This is a genomic window from Symbiopectobacterium purcellii (assembly GCF_052050035.1).
GTDB classification, from domain to species: Bacteria; Pseudomonadota; Gammaproteobacteria; order Enterobacterales; family Enterobacteriaceae; genus Symbiopectobacterium; species Symbiopectobacterium purcellii_A.
The window spans coordinates 87,151-112,019 of record NZ_CP189882.1 but is presented as its reverse complement, the minus strand read 5'-3'; the positions used below and the strand labels follow the sequence as shown (position 1 = coordinate 112,019).

The window sequence follows — 24,869 nt, the reverse complement described above, 5'->3', positions numbered from 1 at the left end:
GATAATGAACGACCTGCCCACCGATTTTTCTGCTGCCCATGCGGCGGCAGTTTTTCACGATTTCTCAACGGCTTCACCGTTAGTCCATTGCCTGACCAACGATGTGGTCCAGTCTTTTACCGCCAATGTTTTGCTGGCGCTCGGTGCCTCTCCCGCGATGGTCGTGGATCCGGGCGAGGCTGCACATTTTGCTGCGTTGGCCGATGCACTACTGATCAACGTAGGGACCTTAGAATCAACGCGCGCTGATGTGATGTTGGCCGCTGTGCATAGCGCGAATCAAGCGGGGAAACCTTGGGTTCTGGACCCTGTCGCCGTCGGTGGGTTGCGCTTTCGCACTGACTTTGTGCGTGAATTGCTGCCTTGCAAACCGGCAGCGATTCGTGGCAATGCCTCGGAAATTATCGCGCTGACAGGCCTTGCTTCTCAGGGGCGAGGTGTTGACAGCCTGGATGCCTCCATTACTGCCATTCCGGCCGCGCGCGAACTGGCGGCGCGCTGGTCAACCGTGGTAGCGGTGACGGGAGAGGTGGACTACGTAACGGACGGTGTGCGCCTCTGGGCAGTGAACGGCGGCCATTCGGTGATGACGCGTGTAGTGGGCACGGGGTGCGCACTCTCCGCTGTCGTTGCGGCATTTTGTGCACGCGGCGTGGACAGATTATCTCAGGTTGCGACCGAGTGTGCCGTAATGGCGCGAGCCGGGGAGCAAGCCGCCGCACAGGCTAGTGGGCCGGGCAGTTTTACACCTGCATTTTTGGATGCGCTTGCTCGATTGCGCCAGGAGGCACAGACATGTGCCTTATAAAAGAGAACGCTCCCCGAATAAATGCATTAACGATAGCAGGCACTGATCCTAGCGGTGGCGCAGGGATCCAGGCCGATCTTAAAACGTTTTCTGCCCTACGCGCCTACGGCACCAGTGTGATCACCTCGCTGGTGGCGCAAAATACGCAGGGAGTGCAGTCGGTTTATCGTATTGAACCTGATTTTGTGGCGGCTCAACTGGATTCAGTGTTGAGCGATGTGCGTATCGACAGCGCGAAGATCGGCATGCTGGCGCAAAGTGATATTGTAGAAGCCGTTGCTGAGCGCCTGCAACGCTATGCTGTCCCTTATATTGTGCTGGATACGGTGATGCTGGCGAAAAGTGGCGATCCTCTACTGGCACCTGAAGCGGTCGCCGCGATTCGTGAGACGCTGCTGCCGCGTGTGTCACTGATAACCCCCAATCTGCCTGAGGCGGCGGCGCTGTTGGCGTGCAATGCGGCGACGACAGAAAGTGAGATGAAAGCACAAGGGCAAGGGCTGCTGGAAATGGGGTGTCAGGCCGTGTTGATCAAGGGGGGCCATTTGAGTGACACGGAGAGCCCGGACTGGCTGTTTCAGCGTGGGCACGCACCGCAACGTTTCTGCGCACCACGGGTAAACACACGGCACACGCATGGCACAGGATGCACCTTGTCTGCGGCGCTGGCGGCGTTGCGTCGCCGCCACAACGATTGGGAAAATACGGTGCAAGCGGCGAAACATTATCTCCAGCATGCATTACTGGCGGCAGATTCATTGGCGGTGGGGCAGGGTATTGGGCCCGTGCATCATTTTCATCAATGGTGGTAGTCCACTATGTGTGAAACGGTCGGCGGCGATAAGCCGCCGACATTGTGGTTTGATGTCAGTAAGCGTGTTGCTTAATAGTGAAATAAGGGTGTTTCGGTGATTGAAGTAAATTTTACGCTGTTCTGAGATGGAAATTCCAAAGACCGGCGCTAAGGAGTAAGAAGGTATCATCAATAAAGGGTCTACGATTCCGTAAAATTTGGGTCATGCAACCGAGGCGCTTGATACCCGCGATGGCGTGTTCAACTGTAATACGGATGCCCGAGATTATTTTATTTTCTTGTTTTTGTTCAGGCGATAAAGGTCTTTTTCGAGTTCCTTTTTTTGGGATTTGTGTATTAGGATGCTGTTTATCTATACCTTGAAAACCGGTATCTGCCCAGATGGTTACCTCAGGAGGAATATGGCGAATTATATCGACTTTATCGAGTAAGCGTTTATCGTGACGGCGCCCATTTTTGCTCATGGGGATAAATCCAATTTGCCTTGTTTCGTCAGTCATAATAAGCGCTTTTCGAGTGGTCTGTCTTTTCTTTCCCGAATACATTTTTTTTCGCCGACGCAGATTCTTAGGCTTTTGGACAGGTCGCTCTGTCCCATCAATAAAGACGTCTTTAACTCCAGGAAAGGCGCGAAAAAATTCCTCAGCAGAGCGAATTTGACGAGCGGGCAAAACACATTCTCGCCCCAAGGTCATCTCTAAAACCGGCAATAATATTTTTACCCAGCGACATACCCGTGTTCTATCTAAACCAAAAAGAAGTCCTTGCAAATCATAGGTCGGATAACATTTTAAATACAATAAAATAAAAAGCAGTTTATCTAATGGGGTTGGGATAAATCCTTTCTGCCCTGCACCCATCTGCCGCTCGTGATCTTTTCGATTCTTTTTCCGATAAATCAAATAACAAGCTGAAAATTCAGCGGCTAAATTTTTCAATTCTTCGACTGATAATCCAATGATTGCTTTACATAAACGATTATCTCGTAACAACCGCTCTTTGTTGATCATTTCAAACCTTTATTCTCTAAGTTAAACCTCTTTTTATTCTCAATAGCCTGACAAAAAATGCAAGTCTCTATTCAGCAACTAGTTTAGTGATTTCAGAAGGTGATGATCCTGGCGGTAAACCTGTTTAGCAATAGCAAACGGCACAACAGCACTGATGCAATAAACACCGATACCAGCAGAACAAATTTCAGGTTGACGTAGTTAAAGTCATATAGCGTGCTAATGAAATAAAACACGCTGTAATGCACAATATAAACGCCGATCATTGCCGGGCCAATAAACTCGACGACGTAAGTTATAATTTTGTTTTTTATGGTGATATTTTCAAGCACAATGAATAATGCCAAACACATGGTCAGCAGATGCAGATGTTCAAGCAGCAGCCAGGGGGTGACAATATTCTGCGTGTGGGTGGATAGAAAGCGTTCGTAAAAGAACATCGAGATGCCTACGGGTATCACCATCATGCGAGCCAGCCAGATGATACCGGTTTGGTGGGTAAACCGCCTGCCTGCGGCGGGTCCCAACATTCTTCCGGCTTTGTTGAATAATTTAAGATACTGATTTATATAAGCATTATAAAATTTCAACGACTAATTTTTCCTCTCGGAATGCTTTTTATTGTGCTAACTATTTGATTTGTCGTTCTAACAAAATACATTCTCTGTAAATGCATTCTAACTAAAGAAGATGTAAATCAAACGGTTAAATTATTCAACAAAGCCCATTCTTCCCACAATATAGTACCCTCCCCATACCCAGATAAATGAATAGCTGTGTATAAAGAGTGGGTCATCGCGCATATCTAATGGGCTGAATATATCGAATAAAAGAATAATGGCGAGTAAGATCGAAAAAATGCCAATGTCATTTTTACATTATGTATTGCCTTAATGATAAGGGGGTAGATGATGTAAATTATGCCAATGGTTAACATTATTCCATTTTGCAGTATGTATCCCTGCTGAATATATTAGAATGTAATCAGTGACAGGATAATATTCCAAAAGACGATGATGAATACCACGTTTTTGATTTTTATCCTGACCTCTTTTTTGGTCAGGTTGTCGATATTGTCAAAATAACCAATAAGGATGAAAAAAACAATGGCTTAGAAATTGTTGAGAGAAAGTAAAGAACACTCATGGCGTTAGCATTAGGCTGTGTCCCTTAATTGCTTGAGCTATAGTATCCATCTGTTTCTAAGACACTTTGGATTATGGCTCGCTACGATCTTTCTGATGAAGCATGGGCAATCATTGAGCCCTTGTTACCAACCGTTTTGACATCTCCGCAGGCAGGCCGGCCATGGGCAGAACATCGCAAAATCGTCAACGGCATGTTCTGGATACTGTGTTCAGGTGCCCCATGGCGTGATTTACCTGAACGTTACGGCCCATGGAAAACCGTTTATAACCGTTTCAATAGATGGTCAAAGTCTGGAGTTATTAACATTATTTTTAATAGGTTATAGCCAAGCGACTTAATTTTGATTACACCATATGGACTGAGAACAAACTCTCTGTATCGCAACCCATCTCTCTTTTTTTTGCTTTTTGCTTGTGCCCATTTATGCTCAATTGGGTTAAGATCTGGCGAATATGTAGGCAAATACTCCACCATATACCCTGCATCGATGATGACTTGTTGAATATTATGTTTTTTGTGAAAAGTGGCATTGTCCATCATGATTACACTGTTTTTAGGGAGTACTGGGATAAGGACTTGTGTGACCCAGGCATAGAAAACATCGCTGTTAATATTGATATCAAATAATCCGATAGCAAACAGCGTTGTGCCTAATAAAGCGCCGATAACATTTGTTCTTCCCCTAGCTCCCCAGTTCTTCAGGCCAAAACACCGTTGACCTTTTGGGGAATAGCCGTGAGTCCGTGGGGCATCGTGTGAAAAACCACTTTCATCAATAAAAACAATAGGTTTACCTTCTTTTTCATACTGTTGTTTTTTTTGTTGAAATCCCTGCCGGGCGTTTTCGTCGGCTTTCGGATGACGTAGAGTTTTTTTTATAGGTCAATCCCAGCTTTTTAAGCGCTTGCCAAATGGCCTTCTGACAAACGCCAAAACGCTCTGCACGTTCTTTTTGGTAAGCATCTGGATATTGTTCAACATCTTTTATCAACTCGGATTTATCGATCTTTCGCTGACGCGTGGTCGATGCTTTTGACTCTATTTGATTAATCCAACGCGATACAGAGGCAGGGCCAATCCGAAATTGCTTCGCTGTTTCTCGGATACTCAACCCTTCGTTTTTCCGTGTAGATATCACTTTACGTCTAAAATCAATTGAATAGCTCATTTAAATAATGTAATCAAAATTAAGTCGTTTAGCTATATGACTGACGAAACAAGGCAAATTGGATTTATCCCCATGAGCAAAAATGGGCGCCGTCACGATAAACGCTTACTCGATAAAGTCGATATAATTCGCCATATTCCTCCTGAGGTAACCATCTGGGCAGATACCGGTTTTCAAGGTATAGATAAACAGCATCCTAATGGCTTTGTTGAATAATTTAACCGTTTGATTTACATCTTCTTTAGTTAGAATGCATTTACAGAGAATGTATTTTGTTAGAACGACAAATCAAATAGTTAGCACAATAAAAAGCATTCCGAGAGGAAAAATTAGTCGTTGAAATTTTATAATGCTTATATAAATCAGTATCTTAAATTATTCAACAAAGCCCATCCTAATACACAAATCCCAAAAAAAGGAACTCGAAAAAGACCTTTATCGCCTGAACAAAAACAAGAAAATAAAATAATCTCGGGCATCCGTATTACAGTTGAACACGCCATCGCGGGTATCAAGCGCCTCGGTTGCATGACCCAAATTTTACGGAATCGTAGACCCTTTATTGATGATACCTTCTTACTCCTTAGCGCCGGTCTTTGGAATTTCCATCTCAGAACAGCGTAAAATTTACTTCAATCACCGAAACACCCTTATTTCACTATTAAGCAACACGCTTAATGATATCGAGTTTCACCTGTGGGTTTTCTTCCACAAATTTACCCCATAGCGGCGCGAGGTATTTCACGCCGAAGGTTTGCGGTGCACCCACGCGTAATCGCCCATGTACCTCCGCCGAGGAGAGTGTAAAAAGATCTGTGTAAATGGCATTTTGAGGAAAACCTTCAGAGGACAAAAAATGCCTATCAGCAACGAACTTATTGACCAACTGCTTCAGGATTGCCACTCCCCTCAGGAGCTTCTGGGTGAATCAGGCCTACTCAAGGAGCTGACTAAAAGACTGGCGGAACGGGTTCTTCAAGCTGAGATGGAGATACACCTTGGGTATGCTAAGCATGACCCGGCTGGTAATCATTCAGGCAACTCCCGCAATGGCAAGACATCCAAGAGCGTACGTAGCCAAAATGGGGCGCTCGAGCTCGATATTCCGCGCTACCGCAACAGTACCTTCGAGCCGACACTGATCGGTAAGCACGAAAAGCAGCTTAACGGCTTCGATGACCGCATTATTTCTCTCTATTCCAGAGGGCTATCAACCCGTGATATTCAGGCTCACTTTAAAGAAGTCTACGGGGTCGATGTTTCCGCTGGCTTCATTTCTCAAGTGACCAATGCCGTGATGGATGACGTTAAGCGCTGGCAGCAACGGCCGCTGGATGCGTTTTATCCCATTGTTTACCTTGACTGTATTGTGGTCAAAAGCCAGGACGGCGGAGCCGTGACCAACAAGTCTGTTTACTTTGCTCTAGGCATCAACGGCCAGGGCGAAAAAGAGCTGCTGGGGCTATGGATAGCCAAAACCGAGGGGGCCAAGTTCTGGTTATCTGTAATGACAGAACTGAAAAATCGTGGGCTACAGGACATCTTCATCGCCTGCTGCGATGGCCTGAAGGGCTTTCCTGATGCCATTGAAGCTGTTTACCCGCATACGCGGGTACAGCTCTGCATCGTGCATCAGGTGCGGAACTCGCTGCGCTACGTCGGCTGGAAAGAGCGTAAAGCCGTTGCTGCTGACCTCCGCACTATCTATAGTTCCGCAACGCTAGAGGGCGCTGAAGAGGCCCTGGATGCCTTCGCGGCCAAATGGGATGAGCAGTTCCCGACGATCAGCCCATCGTGGAGAAATAATTGGGAACGTCTCATCGTCATTTTTGATTTTCCGCCGGAGATTCGCAAGGTTATCTACACCACCAACGCGATAGAGTCGTTAAATGCTTCATTGCGCAAGATAACGAAAACGCGACGAATATTTCCAACGGATGACTCGGTGCTAAAATTATTCTATCTAGCCTTGCATAATATCTCGGCTAAATGGACCCTACCAATCAGAGACTGGAAACCGGCTATGAGCCAATTCATGTTGATGTATGGAGATCGGATTTCCGGTTAAGCGATGGAGCCATTTACACGAAATTCTTTACAGACTCCCGCCGAGTAGGCGGTAATTTCTGATTCGGCTTCTTTTACCGATGCCAGCAACTCTTTACAGCGCAAATAGTAGTTCTGGCCTTCCTCCGTCAATGATAATCGGCGCGTTGTGCGTTGCAACAGACGCACACCGAGGTACTCCTCTAACTCGGCAACGTGGCGTGACACCACCGGCTTAGATAACGCCACCGTGTCCATAGCACCGACAAAACTGCCTGCCTCAACGACCGCAACAAAGGTGTTCATGGCCTGAAACTTGTCCATCCTGCACTCCGCATGATTGTTTCTATATTAGAGATAATTCATCTCTAATCACCATATATATCTCTGATTATAAGACTTGTAAACTCCCAAACCATGAAGCGAAACCTGTGTTTCATTCACTAACTATATACATATCAACTAATTAACCAGGACTTACATCATGATTATCACCGTTGTAGGTACCGGCAACATGGGGTCAAGTTTTGTTAAGCGCTTTACGCTGGCGGGGCATCAGGTTCGCGTGACGGGGCGTGACCTTAACAAAGCACAGGCATTAGCCGCGCAGTTTAGCGGTGCGCAGGCCGAGCCTGCCGCAGTTGCCGCGCAAGGTGCGCAGGTGATTGTGTTGGCGACCGCTTACGGTAACGCGGTTAGCGCACTCTCTGCACTGGTCAAGTAAATCAGGACACTTTTTTCTCAGCCATTTGTTCATAACGCACCGGAGACAGATCCCCGTTAGCGGCATGATGCCTGTCTAGGTTGTAGTAGCGGATATACGTCGCCACATCCTGCTCCATGTAAGCCCGTGTTGGCTGGGGTACCAGCAGCAACCATTCATGTTTCAGACTGCCCCAGAAGCGCTCCATCACCGCATTATCCCAGCAGGCACCCACGTCTCCCATACTGCTCCTCAGCCTGTAGCTGCTCAGCAGCGCCTGAAAGCGTTGTCCCGTGTACTGCGCCCCCCTGTCCGTATGCACCACCAGGCCCGGCGGGGGAGTTCGCAGGTTATATGCCTTCATCAGGGCCCCGCAGACCAGCGATGAGGTCATCCGTCTGTCCACCTGCCAGCCCACTATCTGCCGGGAGTACAAATCCATAATAGCCGCCAGATACAGCCAGCCTTCACCGGTCTTCAGATACGTGATGTCACTCGCCCACACCTGATTTGGCCCCGGCGGGTTAAAATTCTGGTTCAGCAGGTTTGGGGCCACCTCTGCATCCGGGCGGGGTTTTGTCGTGACCTTATAAGTCCGGCGCTGTCGGCAGACCAGCCCCTCTTCCTGCATGAGTTTCCTCACCCGCCAGCGGCTGATTATGATGCCTTCTCCACGAAGCCTTTTGACCAGCGTCCGGCTTCCTGCTCCCTGCCTGCTGGCGGCGAACAGCGCCTTTAACCTGACCCGGACCTCCACGTCTTTTTGCAGCGGTTCGGCGGGCTTTTTTCGCCATGCATACCAGGCAGAGGCCGTCACACGCATGACCCGACAGAGTGTACGAACGCTGAAGTCAGTGGCATTGTCGAGAATGAACCGGTATCTCACGACATATGTTTCGCGAAGAAGGCACTCGCCTTTTTTAGTATAGCCAAGCGACTTAATTTTGATTACACCATATGGACTGAGAACAAACTCTCTGTATCGCAACCCATCTCTCTTTTTTTGCTTTTTGCTTGTGCCCATTTATGCTCAATTGGGTTAAGATCTGGCGAATATGTAGGCAAATACTCCACCATATACCCTGCATCGATGATGACTTGTTGAATATTATGTTTTTTGTGAAAAGTGGCATTGTCCATCATGATTACACTGTTTTTAGGGAGTACTGGGATAAGGACTTGTGTGACCCAGGCATAGAAAACATCGCTGTTAATATTGATATCAAATAATCCGATAGCAAACAGCGTTGTGCCTAATAAAGCGCCGATAACATTTGTTCTTCCCCTAGCTCCCCAGTTCTTCAGGCCAAAACACCGTTGACCTTTTGGGGAATAGCCGTGAGTCCGTGGGGTATCGTGTGAAAAACCACTTTCATCAATAAAAACAATAGGTTTACCTTCTTTTTCATACTGTTGTTTTTTTTGTTGAAATCCCTGCCGGGCGTTTTCGTCGGCTTTCGGATGACGTAGAGTTTTTTTTATAGGTCAATCCCAGCTTTTTAAGCGCTTGCCAAATGGCCTTCTGACAAACGCCAAAACGCTCTGCACGTTCTTTTTGGTAAGCATCTGGATATTGTTCAACATCTTTTATCAACTCGGATTTATCGATCTTTCGCTGACGCGTGGTCGATGCTTTTGACTCTATTTGATTAATCCAACGCGATACAGAGGCAGGGCCAATCCGAAATTGCTTCGCTGTTTCTCGGATACTCAACCCTTCGTTTTTCCGTGTAGATATCACTTTACGTCTAAAATCAATTGAATAGCTCATTTAAATAATGTAATCAAAATTAAGTCGTTTAGCTATATCTCCTTCTCTGTACGTAACTCTTTGTTTTCCTTTTGTAACCGTTTTAACTCTGCACGTTCATCATCGCTGAGTACGCCGTTGCTCTGCTCGCGTGCCAGCGAGACCCATGTATGCAGGGTTTTGTTGCTTATGCCCAGCGATGCTGCTGCCCTGGCTATCGTATAGCCCTGCTCTGTTACCAGGGCAACGGCTTCCTTTTTAAACTCAGGGGTAAATTGTCGTTTATGGTTCACTAAACACCTCCGTTTTGGATGTAAGTTTAGTGTCCTGATTATTCAACCACTACACTCTTCGCTGGGGGATATCAGCGGCAAAGTGGTGATTGATATTACTAACCCGCTGTCTGCTGATTACATGAGCCTGACGCTTGGTCACAGCACGTCAGCCGAGGAAGAGATTGCTAACGCTTTTCCGGCTGTACGCATCGTCAAAGCGTTTAACACCACGTTTGCACAGGTGATATAGCCAAGCGACATTATTTTGATAACAGCCAGCTATGCTTCTTTGCCGCATATCAGGGCATAGGATGTAATCATTTTTAAGTCGGTTGGCTATAGCAGAAGGCCCAGCCTTTGCCGCAGGACAGGTTGCACCCGTGTTCTATGCCGGAGATGACGTCGAGGCCAAAGCGACTGTTCAGACCTTGATTGCCAGTACGGGTTTCAAACCGGTGGATGCAGGCACGCTGCGCAATGCCCGTTACCTCGAACCGTTAGCCGGTTTGAATATCTATTTTGGCTACGGCGCTGGATTAGGCACCGATATCGTTCCGGCCTGGCTGAGCCGCGCATAAGCAACAGATCACTACTTTGACGAAACAGGAGAAAGGAATGAAAAAAGTACTTAGCGTGGCGATTGCATCGCTGTTGATGGCAGGGTTTTGCGCTCCGTCGTTTTCTCAGGATCGTCCGGCGACATCATCAGCCCGATAGCCGATCAGATTCTGCCGAACAAAGTCAGCGCTGCCGATGCGCGTAAAGCCGGGCGCGTGGCCTACGACAAGCCAACGCCCGAAAACACCATTATGCTGTTTATCGATCAGCAGGTGGGTTTGATGGCCAGTACGCGTGATTTCAATCAGGCATCCGGCTATAAAGCCAACGTGGTCGCGTTGGCTGAAATGGCGAAAGCGTTAAAGATTCCGGTGTTGATCACCTCGTCCAATGCGCAATGGCAAAACGGTGACACCCTGCCGGAACTGAAAGAAATCTTTAAAGATGAACCCATTTATCGCCGCACTGGGATCATCAATGCCTATGAAGATCCTTCATTCCGTAAGGCGTTGGAAGATCTGGTGAAAAAGACCGGTCGTACGCATATCATTATTTCCGGGGTCACGTTGGGTACCTGCGTTGCCTTCCCGACGCTTGCCATGTTAAACGACGGCTATCAGGTTTATCCCGTGGTGGATGCCTCCGGTGCCTGGAGTAAGTATGAAGCGGATGCGGCGATGCAACGTATGACGGCAGCGGGTGCGCAGTTGGAAACGGTCTACGCGTTAGGGGAAGAACTTCAAGCCGACTGGAAGAAACCCTCCGCCGATGCCATGTTGAAACCCTTTATCGACGGGCTGCCGGAATACGGTTGGATCCTGCAGAACTACTGGAACAACGCCAACAAACACACTGAGCCAGATCCGTTTGGTGTGGTGAAGTAAGCGGTTATCAGGGGTTCCCACGTGTCGGGAACCTCAGGCTGATGACAAAGCCTGTTGTTAGGCGAAGTGCGGCGGTGGGGTCGTAGCGGCGTAAGCCGCCGACAAATTTGTCTGGAGCAAATCTGAACAGCGCTTGCGCTGGTCCGTAGGGTGGGGCACAGGGGGGGGCCCATCATGGCCCCTCGTCGTGATTCACCGGGAAACACGGGTGTACCGATATGGGGAAGGTGTTAGATCACTTCACAGGACCCGGCTTCCCAGCGGTATCCCATGCCATAAACGGTGCGGATAAACGATGTCTGTTCGTCCAGTTGCTCCAGCTTGCGCCGCAGATTTTTGATATGGCTGTCGATGGTGCGATCGGTCACGACGCGGTAGTCATCGTAGAGCTTATCCAGCAGCGCTTCGCGCGAAAACACCTTACCGGGCTCTGTCGAAAGGGTTTTCAACAGACGGAACTCTGCCGGCGTCAGATCGAGTGGTTGTCCGAGATAACTGGCCTGAAGCCGGCTGTTGTCGATCTGCAAGGCGGCTTCCAATCCTGCCTCGGGCGGCGGTGCAGACTGCCAACGGCAGCGGCGCAGCAGGGTTTTTACCCGCACCACGACTTCCCGTGGACTGTAGGGTTTGCAGATATAATCATCCGCACCAATTTCCAATCCCAGCAGCCGATCAATCTCCTCGCTGCGCGCGGTAACCATAATAATCGGTACATTGGAAAACTGACGGATGATGCGGCATAGCGTCAGACCATCGGTGCCTGGCAGCATCAAATCCAGCAGAATCAACGACGGTGAGTGCTCGCGTACCCAAGGCAACACCTCATCGCCGTGGGTAATCCAGTGTGTGTGGTACTCTGCGGCCTGAAGGTAATCCACCAAAAGTTGGCCGAGCTTGGGCTCATCTTCAACAATCAGCACCTGCTCTGGCAGCGTCTCGTTCGATAAGGTTTCAGTCATCGACGTTTCAGGATTCCGGTGGATGAAGCGGGAATTCGGCGGTCATCTGCAAACCACCGAGTAAGGAAGCGCTAGCATACAATCGTCCCCCGTGGGCCTCAACGATATTCTTGCAGATAGCCAATCCTAGCCCTGAACCGCCGCTGGCGCGATTGCGTGACCGTTCTGCGCGATAGAAGCGATCGAAAATCCGAGCCAGTTGCTCGGCGTCGACGTCCGGTGCGCTGTCTTCCCATATCAGGGTGCACACGCCATTTTCAGTATGGGCTCGGATCTGTAACTGCCCACCGTTGTCGGTGTAGCGCAGGCTGTTCTCCAACAGGTTGTTAAACAGCTGGCTGAGTCGGTCCGGATCGCCAAAGGCGCTGGCGCGCTCTGGCAACTGCGTGATGACCTTGATGTGTTTTTTCTGAAAACGCTCGTTGAAGGACGCGACGCTGATATCCAGCAGTTGGATTAAATCCACCGAAACCCGGCGATAGGCGAGCGCGCCGACATCGGAGAGTGACAACTGGTGCAGGTCATCCACCAGTTTGGTCAGCGTGGAGACTTCGTTTTGCAACGAAAGCAAGGAGCCTGAATCCGCTTTGCGCACGCCATCCTGTATGGCTTCCAGTTCGCCGCGCAGTACCGCCAACGGCGTGCGCAGCTCATGGGAAATATCGGCCATAAAGGCGCGGCGTGACTGCTCGTTTTTTTCCAATGCAGTGGCGAGCTGGTTAAAATCTTGCGCCAGCCGGCCCAACTCATCGCGGGTATTGACGGGCACGCGTGCGGTGAACTCCCCGGCAGCCAGACGGTGGATCCCCTGCATCAGTCGTTTTACCGGTGCTAACAGGCTGCGCGCCATCAGCCAGGTCACAACGATGGCGAGCAGCGTTGATAGCCCGACAATAAACCAACTGGTGCGCTGTTGCTGCCGGTCGAAATTGATATCCGCATCGCGCGTCAGGCGTTCACTGGGCGATGCCACTACCCAACCAACGACCCTGCCCTGATGGCGAATGGCTTGCCAGGTGCTGTCGGCGGCAATCGGGGCTGGCGAACCAAACAGTCGGTTACGCTGGGCATCCAGCACCCAGAGCCGGACTCGCCAGCCGCGCATGCTGTTGCCGTCATCTTCATTCTGGTCCATGGTGTGCAGCAGTTTGAACACCAACCGTTCATTGTTGCGCAGGAACGTCCAGTCGCCATACTGCGCGTACTGCTCCTGTAATGCATCACGCAGTTGCTCAACGCGCTGCGCATTGCCTTGCTTGATGTAATCAACAAAGCCGCGTTCGAAGCTCATTCGCACGCCCCAATGCATGGTGATCAACACCAGCATGCAGGTGGCAAAAATGGCGAGAAACAGTTTAGCGGTAATGCCGAATCTCATCGTATCCTCACCTTTTTCCCGGCAGCACGTTCTGCTTGATGTGGTTCGGCGGCACGCGCAGGAACAGCAGGGCGGGCAGCGCCAATATGACGGCCATGCTCAGATAGGTATAGCGGAATACCTCGGCCGTTGCCGGGCTGGCGATGTCCAGCGTCCCCTGTTGGGCAAAAATACCGAGCAAAATACCTGCCAGACTTACGCCGAGGCTCATGGAAAGCTGCATGGTCATCGACAGCAGGCTGTTGCCTCCGCTGGCGATGTTGTCCGGCAGGTCTTTCAGTGTCAGGGTATTCATGAAGCGTGTTGCTTAATAGTGAAATAAGGGTGTTTCGGTGATTGAAGTAAATTTTACGCTGTTCTGAGATGGAAATTCCAAAGACCGGCGCTAAGGAGTAAGAAGGTATCATCAATAAAGGGTCTACGATTCCGTAAAATTTGGGTCATGCAACCGAGGCGCTTGATACCCGCGATGGCGTGTTCAACTGTAATACGGATGCCCGAGATTATTTTATTTTCTTGTTTTTGTTCAGGCGATAAAGGTCTTTTTCGAGTTCCTTTTTTTGGGATTTGTGTATTAGGATGCTGTTTATCTATACCTTGAAAACCGGTATCTGCCCAGATGGTTACCTCAGGAGGAATATGGCGAATTATATCGACTTTATCGAGTAAGCGTTTATCGTGACGGCGCCCATTTTTGCTCATGGGGATAAATCCAATTTGCCTTGTTTCGTCAGTCATAATAAGCCCTTTTCGAGTGGTCTGTCTTTTCTTTCCCGAATACATTTTTTTTCGCCGACGCAGATTCTTAGGCTTTTGGACAGGTCGCTCTGTCCCATCAATAAAGACGTCTTTAACTCCAGAAAAGGCGCGAAAAAATTCCTCAGCAGAGCGAATTTGACGAGCGGGCAAAACACATTCTCGCCCCAAGGTCATCTCTAAAACCGGCAATAATATTTTTACCCAGCGACATACCCGTGTTCTATCTAAACCAAAAAGAAGTCCTTGCAAATCATAGGTCGGATAACATTTTAAATACAATAAAATAAAAAGCAGTTTATCTAATGGGGTTGGGATAAATCCTTTCTGGAGTCTGTAAAGAATTTTGTGTAAATGGCTCCATTGCTTAACCGGAGATTCGTTCTCCATACATCAACATGAATTGGCTCATAGCAGGTTTCCAGTCTCTGATTGGCAAGGTCCATTTAGCAGAGATATTATGCAAGGCTAGATAGAGTAATTTTATCACCGAGTCATCCGTTGGAAATATTCGTCGCGTTTTCGTTATCTTGCGCAATGAAGCATTTAACGACTCTATCGCGTTGGTGGTGTAGATAACCTTGCGGATCTCCGGCGGAAAGTCAAAAATGACGATGAGACGTTCCCAATTATTTCTCCACGACGGGCTGATCGTCGGGAACTGTTCATCCCATTTGGCCGCGAAGGCATCCAGGGCCTCTTCAGCGCCCTCTAGCGTTGCGGAACTATAGATGGTGCGCAGGTCAGCAGCAACGGCCTTACGCTCTTTCCAGCCGACGTAGCGCAGCGAGTTCCGCACCTGATGCACAATGCAGAGCTGTACCCGCGTATGCGGGTAAACAGCTTCAATGGCATCAGGAAAGCCTTTCAGGCCATCGCAGCAGGCGACGAAGATGTCCTTTAGCCCACGATTTTTCAGTTCTGTCATCACAGATAACCAGAACTTGGCCCCCTCAGTTTTGGCTATCCATAGCCCCAGCAGCTCTTTTTCGCCCTGGCCGTTGACGCCGAGGGCCAGATAAACAGACTTGTTGGCCACGGCTCCGCCGTCCTGGCTTTTGACAACAATACAGTCAAGGTAAACAATGGGATAAAGCGCATCCAGCGGCCGTTGCTGCCAGCGCTTAACTTCATCCATCACAGCATTGGTCACTTGAGAAATGAAGCCAGCGGAAACATCGACCCCGTAGACTTCTTTAAAGTGTGCCTGAATATCACGGGTTGATAACCCTCTGGAATAGAGAGAAATAATGCGGTCATCGAAGCCGTTAAGCTGTTTTTCGTGCTTACCGATCAGTGTCGGCTCGAAGGTACTGTTGCGGTCGCGCGGAATATCGAGCTCGATCTCCCCATTTTGGCTACGTACGCTCTTGGATGTCTTGCCATTGCGTGAGTTGCCTGAATGATTACCAGCCGGGTCATGCTTAGCATACCCAAGGTGCATCTCCATCTCAGCTTCAAGAACCCGTTCCGCCAGTCTTTTAGTCAGCACCTTGAGTAGGCCTGATTCACCCAGCAGATCCTGAGGGGAGTGACAATCTTGAAGCAGTTGGTCAATAAGTTCGTTGCTGATAGGCATTTTGTTATCCTTTGAAGGTTTTCCTCAAAATGCCATTTACACAGATTATTTTACAGTCTCCCTTTCTGCCCTGCACCCATCTGCCGCTCGTGATCTTTTCGATTCTTTTTCCGATAAATCAAATAACAAGCTGAAAATTCAGCGGCTAAATTTTTCAATTCTTCGACTGATAATCCAATGATTGCTTTACATAAACGATTATCTCGTAACAACCGCTCTTTGTTGATCATTTCAAACCTTTATTCTCTAAGTTAAACCTCTTTTTATTCTCAATAGCCTGACAAAAAATGCAAGTCTCTATTCAGCAACTAGTTTTATGCCATATCGGCATAGGAGACGCTTTGTGGTGCCTGTAACGTGCCCTGAATCAGGCTGTTATCCTGAACCGGGAAAAAGCCCTTGGGGATCCACAGGTAGAGCAGAACGGTAAGCACCAGCGTACCGATTGCCACGCTGAGCGTAATCCACGGGTGGTTCAGCACCCGGCGTAAGCCTTTGCCATACAGGGCAACCAGCCGTGAGAAAAAGCGTTCGCTGGCGCGCGTAAAGGCGTTTTGTCGATTCAGGCTCTGATGGGTGAGCAACCGGGCGCACATCATCGGGGTCAGCGTGAGCGAAACGATGCCGGAGATCAGAATCGCGATCGCCAGCGTAATGGCAAACTCGCGGAACAGACGGCCAATAATATCGCCCATAAACAGCAACGGGATCAGCACCGCAATCAGTGAGAACGTCAGTGAAATTATGGTAAAACCAATTTCTCCCGCGCCTTTTAATGCCGCGTGTAGCGGTTTCTCCCCTTTTTCGATGTAGCGCGAAATATTCTCGATCACCACGATGGCATCATCCACCACAAAACCGGTGGCAATGGTGAGGGCCATCAGCGTCAGGTTGTTGATCGAAAAGCCAAGGAAATACATGGCGGCGAAGGTGCCGACCAGTGAAAGAGGCACCACGATACTGGGGATCAGCCTGGCGATGGCATTGCGCAAAAACAGGTAGATAACCATAATCACCAGCGCGATCGCCAGCATCAGTTCAAACTGCACATCCTTGACGGATGCGTGGATACTGGCGGTGCGATCGGCCAGCGTGGTGACGGTCACCGATTTCGGCAGACTGGCGGTTAACGTCGGCAGCAGGTTACGCAGGCTGTCCGTGGTGGTGATCACGTTGGCACCCGGCTGGCGCTGGATATTGATGATGATCGCCTGTTCACGGTTGGCCCAGGCACCCAATGCGGTATTTTCCGGTGCTTGCTCCACGGTGGCGACATCGCGCAGCCGTACTGGTGCACCATTGCGCCAGGCAACGATCAACTGGCGATAATCCTCGGCGGATTTCATCTGGTCGTTGGCTGACAGCGTCACCGCGCGCGTTGGGCCGTCCAGGCTGCCTTTGGCGGAGTTGACGTTGGCGCTGGTGATGGCGCTGCGCAGGGTTTCGCTATCCAGCCCGTAAGAAGCCAGCGCGTTGGCGTTGAAATTGACCCGCACCGACGGCCGCTGTCCGCCGGCTAGCGAGACACGCCCGACGCCCGAGACCTGCGTCATTTTCTGCGCGATACGCGTTTCCACCATATCCTGCACTTGCGTCATCGGCATGGCGCTGGACGTTACCTCCAGCGTCATGACCGGCGGATCGGCCGGATTGACTTTGCTGTAAATCGGCGGGTAGGGCAGATCGCTGGGCAACAAATTGTTGGCGGCGTTGATAGCGGCTTGCACGTCCTGCTCTGCGCCCCATTCCCACTCGAAACGCAACAAAACGGTAGAGGCTTATGCCACCAGTAAGTGCGTTAAAAATACCTCATTGGGGGAACGATAGCCCAGCGATTTTCTGCCCCTTGTATTGAGTATGTGTTCGAGTTCGGCAATCTTACGATGACTGACCTGACTGAAGTCTGTTCCCTTTGGGTAAAAACGTCGTATCAGCCCGTTGGTGTGCTCATTCAAGCCCCTCTCCCAGGAATGATAAGGATGGGCAAAGTAGACCTGCGCCCCTGTGATTTGAGTAATTTGCTCGTGCAGAGCGAATTCAGGGCCGTTATCAGCTGTTAGGGTCTTAAACTTGCAAAAGGTATTAGCTTCAATGTCCCTGAAAGCAGCAACCACAGTCTCCGCACGCTTATTAGGCAGTTTGCGAATGATGACGGTTTTCAATGCTTTATCTACGATGGTTAACAAGAATGACTTCTGGTCTTTGCCAAAAATAGTGTCAATTTCGAAGTGGCCAGGCTCCTGTTTAAGCTCGGCTTGAGCTGGGCGATACTCAATACCAACACGGTTGGGAATAGGGCCTGATTTGAGGTTTTCGGCATTGTACCTGTAACGTTTTCCCGATGAGGAAGTTGCTGATATAGCTCCCCGCCAGCCTGTCTCTCCTGCAGGATATAGCGATATAGCGTATTCTTGCTGACAGATATACCGAATGCCAGGTGCAAACGGCCACTGATGATTTCAGGTGAAGAGTGAGTGGAAAGCGCCTGCCTGATGAAGTTCTGAATGTGTGGCTCCAACGGGTAAAAAGCATTGTTTGGCAGAGGCTTATGACGGCGTCCCCGGACCAGAGTGTCCGCCCTTCTACAGCAGTAGACACCATTGAAAGTAGGGTCGGTATTGCGTCTGAGTTCCCTGCTGATGGTCGAGCGAGGCAGAGCAAGCTCTCTGGCGATGGTAGCTTGGTTGACACCTTCACCACGCCGCTTTTCGATGTAGAACCGTTCTTTCTGAGTCAGATGTTTTCCCTGCATGCAACAGGCTTTCCAGTAGGGCCAGAACGGTGATTTTATCCGACTCTGGCAAGTGGGTCACTTTGTTGCGTTTCGAGTGGGAATGGGGCTGCGACATCTAACGGCAGTGTCAGCTGGAATTGCAGAGTGACCACTGATGCGCCGCCCGAACTTTGCGTCGACATCTGTTTCAGCCCGGACATTTGCCCGAATTGACGCTCAAGGGGGGCGGTGATCGCCGACGCAATCACATCGGGGCTGGCTCCGGGGTAGAGTGTCACTACCTGAATGGTTGGGTAATCCACTTCAGGCAGCGCAGAGACCGGTAATGCCCGATAGCCAATAATCCCCGCCAGCAGGATCGCCAGCATCAACAATGTTGTGGCGATAGGGCGCAGGATAAACATGCGGGATGGGCCACCGCCTGCCGGAATCTCCCCTTGCATCAGGGTTTCTCCCCGCGCGTGGCGTGTTTGGCCGGGGGCGTGGTGGTGGTGTTAGCGGCGCTAATCACTTCCACTTGTGCCCCTTCGGTTAAGCGGTCGATACCGTCGGTAACCACGCGATCGCCCTCATTCAGGCCCGCCGTCACCACCATTTCTTGACCGTATTGAATGCCGACGGTCACGCTGTGTTTACTGACCTGACTTTTCTCATTCAGCACCCAGACAAAACGTCCTTCGCTGCCCATCTGAATGGCTGACAGGGGCACCAGCAGCGCGTTTTGCAAGGTAGTGACTTGCATGCGCACATTGACAAACTGGTTCGGAAACAGGGCGTCGTCGCTGTTCTCAAAGCGGGCTTTCAGCTTGATGGTGCCGGTGGTGGCGTCAATCTGGTTATCCATGCTGAGCAGGCTGCCTTGTGACAACTGGTGCTGGTTGGCGCGATCCCAAGCCTCAAACAGTACTGGTTGGCCCGATTTCTGTGCGCTCAGCACCGTGGCGATATCACTTTCTGGCAGCGTGAAGATGACATCAATCGGGTGCGTCTGGGGCAATACCACAATACCGATGCTGTCGCCGCTGGTGATGTAGTTGCCCACATCCACCTGTTTAAGTCCCACACGGCCATTGATTGGCGAGGTGATACGGCTATAGGTAAGTTGCAACTCGGCGCTGGCGACTGAGCCTTCATCGGCCTTGACCGTGCCTTCAGCCTGATGCACCTGTGCTGCCTGCGCATCCAGTTCCTGACGGGAAATCAGGTTGGTTTTAATCAACTGTTGGTAACGCGCCAGATCCTGACGCGCATTGGCCAGCGCGGCCTGATCTTTGGACAACTGCCCTTGAGCCTGTATTAGCGTTATAGATAAACGACTTAATTTTGATTACATTATTTAAATGAGCTATTCAATTGATTTTAGACGTAAAGTGATATCTACACGGAAAAACGAAGGGTTGAGTATCCGAGAAACAGCGAAGCAATTTCGGATTGGCCCTGCCTCTGTATCGCGTTGGATTAATCAAATAGAGTCAAAAGCATCGACCACGCGCCAGCGAAAGATCGATAAATCCGAGTAGATAAAAGATGTTGAACAATATCCAGATGCTTACCAAAAAGAACGTGCAGAGCGTTTTGGCGTTTGTCAGAAGGCCATTTGGCAAGCGCTTAAAAAGCTGGGATTGACCTATAAAAAAAACTCTACGTCATCCGAAAGCCGACGAAAACGCCCGGCAGGGATTTCAACAAAAAAAACAACAGTATGAAAAAGAAGGTAAACCTATTGTTTTTATTGATGAAAGTGGTTTTTCACACGATGCCCCACGGACTCACGGCTATTCCCCAAAAGGTCAACGGTGTTTTGGCCTGAAGAACTGGGGAGCTAGGGCTTTGTTGAATAATTTAACCGTTTGATTTACATCTTCTTTAGTTAGAATGCATTTACAGAGAATGTATTTTGTTAGAACGACAAATCAAATAGTTAGCACAATAAAAAGCATTCCGAGAGGAAAAATTAGTCGTTGAAATTTTATAATGCTTATATAAATCAGTATCTTAAATTATTCAACAAAGCCGGGAGCTAGGGGAAGAACAAATGTTATCGGCGCTTTATTAGGCACAACGCTGTTTGCTATCGGATTATTTGATATCAATATTAACAGCGATGTTTTCTATGCCTGGGTCACACAAGTCCTTATCCCAGTACTCCCTAAAAACAGTGTAATCATGATGGACAATGCCACTTTTCACAAAAAACATAATATTCAACAAGTCATCATCGATGCAGGGTATATGGTGGAGTATTTGCCTACATATTCGCCAGATCTTAACCCAATTGAGCATAAATGGGCACAAGCAAAAAGCAAAAAAAGAGAGATGGGTTGCGATACAGAGAGTTTGTTCTCAGTCCATATGGTGTAATCAAAATTAAGTCGCTTGGCTATATTCATCATGGTTTACGAATCGAGTGGCAGCCAGTATTAACACAATGAACGTAGTCTACTGTGTTTTACTCAAATAATAATGAAGGAAATGTGGAAGAAATGTCAGGGTTTGTAGCGGATAGTGGGCGACCGGATGGTCGCCCGACGATCGTCATGGCAAATTACAGCACCAGCCCGGCGATTGAGGCAGAGAGAATGCTGACCAAAGTAGAGCCGTAGACCAACTTCAGGCCAAAGCGAGACACCACGTTACCCTTATTCTCGTTCAACCCTTTGATAGCACCAGCAATGATGCCGATAGACGAGAAGTTGGCGAACGATACCAGGAACACGGAGAGGATCCCGACGCTGCGCGGTGACAACTGGCTTGCCACTTTTTGCAGTTCCAGCATAGCCACGAATTCGTTAGACACCAGCTTGGTCGCCATGATGCTGCCGACTTGCAACGCTTCGCTGGCATGAATCCCCATGATCCAGGCGAAGGGGAAGAACACATAGCCCAACATTTCCTGGAAGCTGATACCGAAAATGGAGCTGAAAATGGCGTTTACCATGGCAATCAGCGCGATAAAGCCGATCAACATGGCGGCGACGATACAGGCTACTTTGAAACCGGCAAGAATATATTCCCCCAGCATTTCAAAGAAACTTTGGTTTTCGTGCAGATCGCGCAGTTGCAGCTCAGGTTCGGCATCCACTTTATACGGGTTGATCAATGACAACACGATAAAGGTGCTGAACATATTCAGAATCAGCGCCGCCACCACGTATTTGTAATCCAGCATGGTCATGTAGGCACCGACGATAGACATCGACACCGTCGACATCGCAGTGGCTGCCATGGTGTACATGCGTTTTTCCGACATCTTGCCTAGAATATCTTTATAGGCGATGAAGTTTTCCGATTGCCCCAGAATCAGCGAGCTGACCGCGTTAAACGACTCCAGTTTCCCCATGCCGTTCACCTTGGACAGCACCGTACCGATGGCGCGAATCACGATAGGCAGCACCTTGATGTGTTGCAGGATCCCGATCAATGCGGAGATAAACACAATAGGGCACAACACTTTGAAGAAGAAGGAAATCAGGTTCTTTTCGTGGTTGACCATATCGCCAAACACGAAATCGGTTCCTTGTCCGGCAAACCCCAGCAATTTATCAAAAACGGCAGCAAACCCTTTTACGGAGCCCAGGCCCACGTTGGAATACAAAAAGAACCAGGCGAGCAGAATTTCAATCACTAACAGCTGAATAATAAAACGGATACGAATGCTTTTACGGTCGCGGCAGACAAGCAGCGCTAAACCGGCAACGACAAGCAATGCCAACGCAAATTGCGCAATATGGGTCATGAGAGCTCCAATAGTAGGCGGGGTAACGTTTCCCACGCCATTCTAGGGGCTTTGTTGAATAATTTAACCGTTTGATTTACATCTTCTTTAGTTAGAATGCATTTACAGAGAATGTATTTTGTTAGAACGACAAATCAAATAGTTAGCACAATAAAAAGCATTCCGAGAGGAAAAATTAGTCGTTGAAATTTTATAATGCTTATATAAATCAGTATCTTAAATTATTCAACAAAGCCCATTCTAGGTAACGAAAAAGCTAAAAATGCGATAAAACACGCAAAAATATAATTATAGCCAAGCGACTTAATTTTGATTACACCATATGTACTGAGAACAAACTCTCTGTATCGCAACCCATCTCTCTTTTTTTGCTTTTTGCTTGTGCCCATTTATGCTCAATTGGGTTAAGATCTGGCGAATATGTAGGCAAATACTCCACCATATACCCTGCATCGATGATGACTTGTTGAATATTATGTTTTTTGTGAAAAGTGGCATTGTCCATCATGATTACACTGTTTTTAGGGAGTACTAGGATAAGGACTTGTGTGACCCAGGCATAGAAAACATCGCTGTTAATATTGATATCAAATAATCCGATAGCAAACAGCGTTGTGCCTAATAAAGCGCCGATAACATTTGTTCTTCCCCTAGCTCCCCAGTTCTTCAGGCCAAAACACCGTTGACCTTTTGGGGAATAGCCGTGAGTCCGTGGGGCATCGTGTGAAAAACCACTTTCATCAATAAAAACAATAGGTTTACCTTCTTTTTCATACTGTTGTTTTTTTTGTTGAAATCCCTGCCGGGCGTTTTCGTCGGCTTTCGGATGACGTAGAGTTTTTTTTATAGGTCAATCCCAGCTTTTTAAGCGCTTGCCAAATGGCCTTCTGACAAACGCCAAAACGCTCTGCACGTTCTTTTTGGTAAGCATCTGGATATTGTTCAACATCTTTTATCAACTCGGATTTATCGATCTTTCGCTGACGCGTGGTCGATGCTTTTGACTCTATTTGATTAATCCAACGCGATACAGAGGCAGGGCCAATCCGAAATTGCTTCGCTGTTTCTCGGATACTCAACCCTTCGTTTTTCCGTGTAGATATCACTTTACGTCTAAAATCAATTGAATAGCTCATTTAAATAATGTAATCAAAATTAAGTCGTTTAGCTATATATCGCGGGAATAGCGCTAAGTTGAATAGCTTATCGCAGGGTGTTGGGTGGGGATGGTAAGCAAACGTAACCAATAAGAGCGTGGGCAACCCGGTTTGGGGATGCCCGTATCGCCGGCTGACGGGAGTTAACGTATCTGGGTGAGAGACTGTACCGAATGGCGACGCACCAGCGTCGGCGTAAAGGTGTTGGTGACCGCCGTCAGCGCCTGACATTGTGCCAGCGCAATCGCCAACTCGGCGGCTTGCGTCGACATGGCTATCACCGGATAGCGGATGGTGGTCAAACGTGGGCGTAAGTAGCGCGCGATAAGCACGTCGTCAAAACCTATCAGGGATACGCTTTGTGGCACCTCAATGCCGTTGTCGCTTAATATAGCCAAGCGACATTATTTTGATAACAGCCAGCTATGCTTCTTTGCCGCATATCAGGGCATAGGATGTAATCATTTTTAAGTCGGTTGGCTATACTGCCAATGCGACCGCCGCCATCGAATCGTTGTAACACACCACAGCGCTGAAAGGCACGCCGCAACTCAGCAGTTCGCGCATCGCCGCCTCGCCGCCAGTTTCATCCGGCGTGGCGCGGGCGATCAGCCGGCTATCCAGCGTAATGCCCTGGTCGTGCAGGGCGGCGCTGTAACCCTGTAAGCGATCGTCGGAGTCAGAAATCGGGTGATCGGAACAGAGAAAGGCAATGGCGCGATGCCCTTCCTGAATCATATGCCGGGTTGCCAGCCAGCCGCCGTGGCGATCGTCCAGCGCCACGCAGCGTGATTCAAAACCGGGTAAAATACGGTTGATCAGCACCATGCCGGGGACGTGGTGCATAAACGCGCTCAGCTCTGCATCGGGCAACATTTTCGCGTGTACCACCAGCGCCGAGCAGCAGTGGCGCAGCAACTGTTCGATAGCCTGACGCTCCATTTCCGCGTCATGGTAGCCGTTGCTGATCAGTAAAAAATTGCCCGTCGTTCTGGCGGTGTTATCAACCGCTTTTACCATCGCGCCAAAAAAGGGATCGGACACATCCGCCACCATCAGCCCCAGGGTTTCAGCATGTTGATGCCCTAGTGCGCGTGCATTGGCGTTGGGATGGTAGCGCAATTCGGCCATGGCGTTATGCACCGCGTCCCGCGATGCCTGGCTGGCTTTCGGCGAATCATTGATGACCCGTGAAACCGTTGCCACGGAGACGCCGGCCAGGCGTGCAACATCCTTTATGGTTGCCATCGGTGGTTTCCCTGTCTGTGTTCATGGTTATTGGTTTATGTGATCGGTATCAATATCAATCGCGTGCGTCGCTATTCTCATTTGTCACGCTTACTGCCTACAATAAGGTAATCGTTTATACAGCCTTTGCAACTGGCTTTTTTGCGATTTTCATCGC

At 49.1% G+C, this 24,869-nt stretch carries 28 protein-coding genes and 8 pseudogenes; 11 read left to right on the top strand and 25 right to left on the bottom strand.

Annotated elements, in window-relative coordinates:
- Window positions 1-4: 4 nt before the first annotated feature.
- Window positions 5-808: a hydroxyethylthiazole kinase gene (gene thiM, locus ACQGXV_RS01990; protein ID WP_440864743.1), complete on the top strand. Its 804-nt coding sequence runs from the start codon at window positions 5-7 to the stop codon at window positions 806-808.
- Entirely contained in the window at window positions 796-1,620 is an 825-nt protein-coding gene (gene thiD / locus ACQGXV_RS01985) for a bifunctional hydroxymethylpyrimidine kinase/phosphomethylpyrimidine kinase (RefSeq protein ID WP_440864742.1), read from the top strand. Before thiM ends, thiD begins: the two co-directional genes overlap by 13 nt.
- 112 nt (window positions 1,621-1,732) lie before the next feature.
- On the opposite strand, the gene ACQGXV_RS01980 is transcribed toward thiD, so the two are convergent.
- Both ACQGXV_RS01980 and ACQGXV_RS01975 read right to left on the bottom strand, forming a co-directional pair.
- Window positions 1,733-2,632 (bottom strand): transposase family protein, encoded by a 900-nt coding sequence (locus ACQGXV_RS01980; protein ID WP_440863484.1) that lies wholly within the window; start codon window positions 2,630-2,632, stop codon window positions 1,733-1,735.
- A 92-nt stretch (window positions 2,633-2,724) separates the two neighbouring features.
- Window positions 2,725-3,222: a hypothetical protein gene (locus ACQGXV_RS01975; protein ID WP_440864741.1), complete on the bottom strand. Its 498-nt coding sequence runs from the start codon at window positions 3,220-3,222 to the stop codon at window positions 2,725-2,727.
- A gap of 629 nt (window positions 3,223-3,851) precedes the next feature.
- Between ACQGXV_RS01975 and ACQGXV_RS01970 the strand changes: the two are divergent.
- A pseudogene (locus ACQGXV_RS01970) lies at window positions 3,852-4,103 on the top strand (IS5 family transposase); the annotation flags it as partial.
- On the opposite strand, the gene ACQGXV_RS01965 reads toward ACQGXV_RS01970, so the two are convergent.
- Both ACQGXV_RS01965 and ACQGXV_RS01960 read right to left on the bottom strand, forming a co-directional pair.
- Window positions 4,043-4,660 carry an IS630 family transposase gene (locus ACQGXV_RS01965; protein ID WP_440867827.1) on the bottom strand — a complete coding sequence of 206 codons (618 nt, stop codon included), beginning with the start codon at window positions 4,658-4,660 and terminating at the stop codon, window positions 4,043-4,045. The pseudogene ACQGXV_RS01970 and the gene ACQGXV_RS01965 sit on opposite strands and share 61 nt — an antisense overlap.
- Window positions 4,584-4,949: an IS630 transposase-related protein gene (locus tag ACQGXV_RS01960; RefSeq protein WP_440862584.1), complete on the bottom strand. Its 366-nt coding sequence runs from the start codon at window positions 4,947-4,949 to the stop codon at window positions 4,584-4,586. Before ACQGXV_RS01960 ends, ACQGXV_RS01965 begins: the two co-directional genes overlap by 77 nt.
- 36 nt (window positions 4,950-4,985) lie before the next feature.
- Here ACQGXV_RS01960 and ACQGXV_RS01955 point away from each other — a divergent pair, with 36 nt between their 5' ends.
- The 3 genes from ACQGXV_RS01955 to ACQGXV_RS01945 all read left to right on the top strand — a co-directional run bounded on the left by ACQGXV_RS01955 (window position 4,986) and on the right by ACQGXV_RS01945 (window position 7,017).
- On the top strand, window positions 4,986-5,165 hold the full coding sequence (locus ACQGXV_RS01955; RefSeq protein ID WP_440864740.1) for a hypothetical protein: 180 nt from the start codon (window positions 4,986-4,988) through the stop codon (window positions 5,163-5,165).
- 120 nt (window positions 5,166-5,285) lie between these two features.
- Window positions 5,286-5,573: a transposase family protein gene (locus ACQGXV_RS01950; RefSeq protein ID WP_440864739.1), complete on the top strand. Its 288-nt coding sequence runs from the start codon at window positions 5,286-5,288 to the stop codon at window positions 5,571-5,573.
- A 232-nt stretch (window positions 5,574-5,805) separates the two neighbouring features.
- A complete protein-coding gene (locus tag ACQGXV_RS01945) occupies window positions 5,806-7,017 on the top strand; it encodes an IS256 family transposase (protein ID WP_440864688.1) in 1,212 nt (403 codons plus the stop codon).
- Here the strand turns inward: ACQGXV_RS01945 and ACQGXV_RS01940 are convergent.
- A complete protein-coding gene (locus tag ACQGXV_RS01940; RefSeq protein ID WP_440864738.1) occupies window positions 7,014-7,319 on the bottom strand; it encodes a LysR family transcriptional regulator in 306 nt (101 codons plus the stop codon). The two genes, ACQGXV_RS01945 and ACQGXV_RS01940, sit on opposite strands and share 4 nt — an antisense overlap.
- A 160-nt stretch (window positions 7,320-7,479) precedes the next feature.
- Between ACQGXV_RS01940 and ACQGXV_RS01935 the strand changes: the two genes are divergently transcribed.
- Window positions 7,480-7,719 carry an NAD(P)-binding domain-containing protein gene (locus ACQGXV_RS01935; protein ID WP_440864737.1) on the top strand — a complete coding sequence of 80 codons (240 nt, stop codon included), beginning with the start codon at window positions 7,480-7,482 and terminating at the stop codon, window positions 7,717-7,719.
- Window position 7,720: 1 nt separating this feature from the next.
- Here the strand turns inward: ACQGXV_RS01935 and ACQGXV_RS01930 are convergent, their stop codons facing one another.
- From ACQGXV_RS01930 to ACQGXV_RS01910, 5 genes are all read right to left on the bottom strand, one after another.
- Window positions 7,721-8,722, bottom strand: coding sequence for an IS3 family transposase (locus tag ACQGXV_RS01930; RefSeq protein ID WP_440864736.1), 1,002 nt, complete (start codon window positions 8,720-8,722; stop codon window positions 7,721-7,723).
- Window positions 8,647-9,180: an IS630 family transposase gene (locus ACQGXV_RS01925; protein WP_440867179.1), complete on the bottom strand. Its 534-nt coding sequence runs from the start codon at window positions 9,178-9,180 to the stop codon at window positions 8,647-8,649. Before ACQGXV_RS01925 ends, ACQGXV_RS01930 begins: the two co-directional genes overlap by 76 nt.
- The gene (locus ACQGXV_RS01920) at window positions 9,104-9,469 is read right to left on the bottom strand and encodes an IS630 transposase-related protein (protein ID WP_440862584.1); all 366 of its coding nucleotides are present in this window, start codon (window positions 9,467-9,469) and stop codon (window positions 9,104-9,106) included. Before ACQGXV_RS01920 ends, ACQGXV_RS01925 begins: the two co-directional genes overlap by 77 nt.
- A gap of 32 nt (window positions 9,470-9,501) precedes the next feature.
- The gene (locus ACQGXV_RS01915) at window positions 9,502-9,741 is read right to left on the bottom strand and encodes a transposase (protein WP_440864735.1); all 240 of its coding nucleotides are present in this window, start codon (window positions 9,739-9,741) and stop codon (window positions 9,502-9,504) included.
- Window positions 9,742-9,889: 148 nt separating this feature from the next.
- The gene (locus ACQGXV_RS01910) at window positions 9,890-10,021 is read right to left on the bottom strand and encodes a hypothetical protein (protein WP_440864734.1); all 132 of its coding nucleotides are present in this window, start codon (window positions 10,019-10,021) and stop codon (window positions 9,890-9,892) included.
- An 82-nt stretch (window positions 10,022-10,103) separates the two neighbouring features.
- Between ACQGXV_RS01910 and ACQGXV_RS01905 the strand changes: the two genes are divergently transcribed.
- The gene (locus ACQGXV_RS01905; RefSeq protein WP_440864733.1) at window positions 10,104-10,301 is read left to right on the top strand and encodes a hypothetical protein; all 198 of its coding nucleotides are present in this window, start codon (window positions 10,104-10,106) and stop codon (window positions 10,299-10,301) included.
- 87 nt (window positions 10,302-10,388) lie between these two features.
- A complete protein-coding gene (locus ACQGXV_RS01900) occupies window positions 10,389-11,165 on the top strand; it encodes an isochorismatase family protein (protein ID WP_440864732.1) in 777 nt (258 codons plus the stop codon).
- Window positions 11,166-11,395: 230 nt separating this feature from the next.
- Here the strand turns inward: ACQGXV_RS01900 and baeR are convergent, their stop codons facing one another.
- The 11 genes and pseudogenes from baeR to ACQGXV_RS01845 all read right to left on the bottom strand — a co-directional run.
- Complete coding sequence (baeR, locus tag ACQGXV_RS01895) at window positions 11,396-12,124, bottom strand: two-component system response regulator BaeR (protein ID WP_440864731.1); 729 nt, start codon at window positions 12,122-12,124, stop codon at window positions 11,396-11,398.
- A gap of 7 nt (window positions 12,125-12,131) precedes the next feature.
- On the bottom strand, window positions 12,132-13,502 hold the full coding sequence (gene baeS, locus ACQGXV_RS01890; protein ID WP_440864730.1) for a two-component system sensor histidine kinase BaeS: 1,371 nt from the start codon (window positions 13,500-13,502) through the stop codon (window positions 12,132-12,134).
- A gap of 7 nt (window positions 13,503-13,509) precedes the next feature.
- Window positions 13,510-13,809, bottom strand: a pseudogene (locus ACQGXV_RS01885) (multidrug transporter subunit MdtD); the annotation flags it as partial.
- A 41-nt stretch (window positions 13,810-13,850) separates the two neighbouring features.
- A complete protein-coding gene (locus ACQGXV_RS01880; RefSeq protein ID WP_440864729.1) occupies window positions 13,851-14,648 on the bottom strand; it encodes a transposase family protein in 798 nt (265 codons plus the stop codon).
- Window positions 14,626-15,837 (bottom strand): IS256 family transposase, encoded by a 1,212-nt coding sequence (locus tag ACQGXV_RS01875; RefSeq protein ID WP_440862551.1) that lies wholly within the window; start codon window positions 15,835-15,837, stop codon window positions 14,626-14,628. The genes ACQGXV_RS01880 and ACQGXV_RS01875 overlap by 23 nt, the downstream gene beginning before the upstream one ends.
- A 50-nt stretch (window positions 15,838-15,887) precedes the next feature.
- Window positions 15,888-16,067 (bottom strand): hypothetical protein, encoded by a 180-nt coding sequence (locus ACQGXV_RS01870; RefSeq protein ID WP_440864728.1) that lies wholly within the window; start codon window positions 16,065-16,067, stop codon window positions 15,888-15,890.
- A gap of 87 nt (window positions 16,068-16,154) precedes the next feature.
- Window positions 16,155-17,615 (bottom strand): annotated as a pseudogene (locus ACQGXV_RS01865) (efflux RND transporter permease subunit); the annotation flags it as partial.
- The gene (locus tag ACQGXV_RS01860) at window positions 17,616-18,197 is read right to left on the bottom strand and encodes an IS30 family transposase (RefSeq protein ID WP_440867826.1); all 582 of its coding nucleotides are present in this window, start codon (window positions 18,195-18,197) and stop codon (window positions 17,616-17,618) included.
- A gap of 317 nt (window positions 18,198-18,514) precedes the next feature.
- Window positions 18,515-18,589, bottom strand: a pseudogene (locus ACQGXV_RS01855) (hypothetical protein); the annotation flags it as partial.
- An 89-nt stretch (window positions 18,590-18,678) separates the two neighbouring features.
- Window positions 18,679-19,014: pseudogene (locus ACQGXV_RS01850) on the bottom strand (efflux RND transporter permease subunit); the annotation flags it as partial.
- Window positions 19,014-19,877: pseudogene (locus tag ACQGXV_RS01845) on the bottom strand (MdtA/MuxA family multidrug efflux RND transporter periplasmic adaptor subunit); the annotation flags it as partial. The pseudogenes ACQGXV_RS01845 and ACQGXV_RS01850, both read right to left, overlap by 1 nt.
- A 34-nt stretch (window positions 19,878-19,911) precedes the next feature.
- Between ACQGXV_RS01845 and ACQGXV_RS01840 the strand changes: the two are divergent.
- Together ACQGXV_RS01840 and ACQGXV_RS01835 are read left to right on the top strand one after the other, a co-directional pair.
- Window positions 19,912-20,277: pseudogene (locus ACQGXV_RS01840) on the top strand (IS630 transposase-related protein).
- Window positions 20,278-20,557: 280 nt separating this feature from the next.
- On the top strand, window positions 20,558-20,932 hold the full coding sequence (locus ACQGXV_RS01835; RefSeq protein ID WP_440867825.1) for a transposase: 375 nt from the start codon (window positions 20,558-20,560) through the stop codon (window positions 20,930-20,932).
- A 184-nt stretch (window positions 20,933-21,116) separates the two neighbouring features.
- On the opposite strand, the gene ACQGXV_RS01830 is transcribed toward ACQGXV_RS01835, so the two are convergent.
- The 4 genes and pseudogenes from ACQGXV_RS01830 to ACQGXV_RS01815 form a co-directional block, all read right to left on the bottom strand.
- Window positions 21,117-22,307, bottom strand: a complete 1,191-nt coding sequence (locus ACQGXV_RS01830; RefSeq protein ID WP_440864727.1) for a NupC/NupG family nucleoside CNT transporter — start codon at window positions 22,305-22,307, stop codon at window positions 21,117-21,119.
- A gap of 313 nt (window positions 22,308-22,620) precedes the next feature.
- Window positions 22,621-23,154 carry an IS630 family transposase gene (locus ACQGXV_RS01825; protein ID WP_440867824.1) on the bottom strand — a complete coding sequence of 178 codons (534 nt, stop codon included), beginning with the start codon at window positions 23,152-23,154 and terminating at the stop codon, window positions 22,621-22,623.
- Window positions 23,078-23,443: an IS630 transposase-related protein gene (locus ACQGXV_RS01820; RefSeq protein ID WP_440862584.1), complete on the bottom strand. Its 366-nt coding sequence runs from the start codon at window positions 23,441-23,443 to the stop codon at window positions 23,078-23,080. Before ACQGXV_RS01820 ends, ACQGXV_RS01825 begins: the two co-directional genes overlap by 77 nt.
- A 164-nt stretch (window positions 23,444-23,607) precedes the next feature.
- Window positions 23,608-24,712 (bottom strand): annotated as a pseudogene (locus ACQGXV_RS01815) (substrate-binding domain-containing protein).
- Window positions 24,713-24,869: the final 157 nt, after the last annotated feature.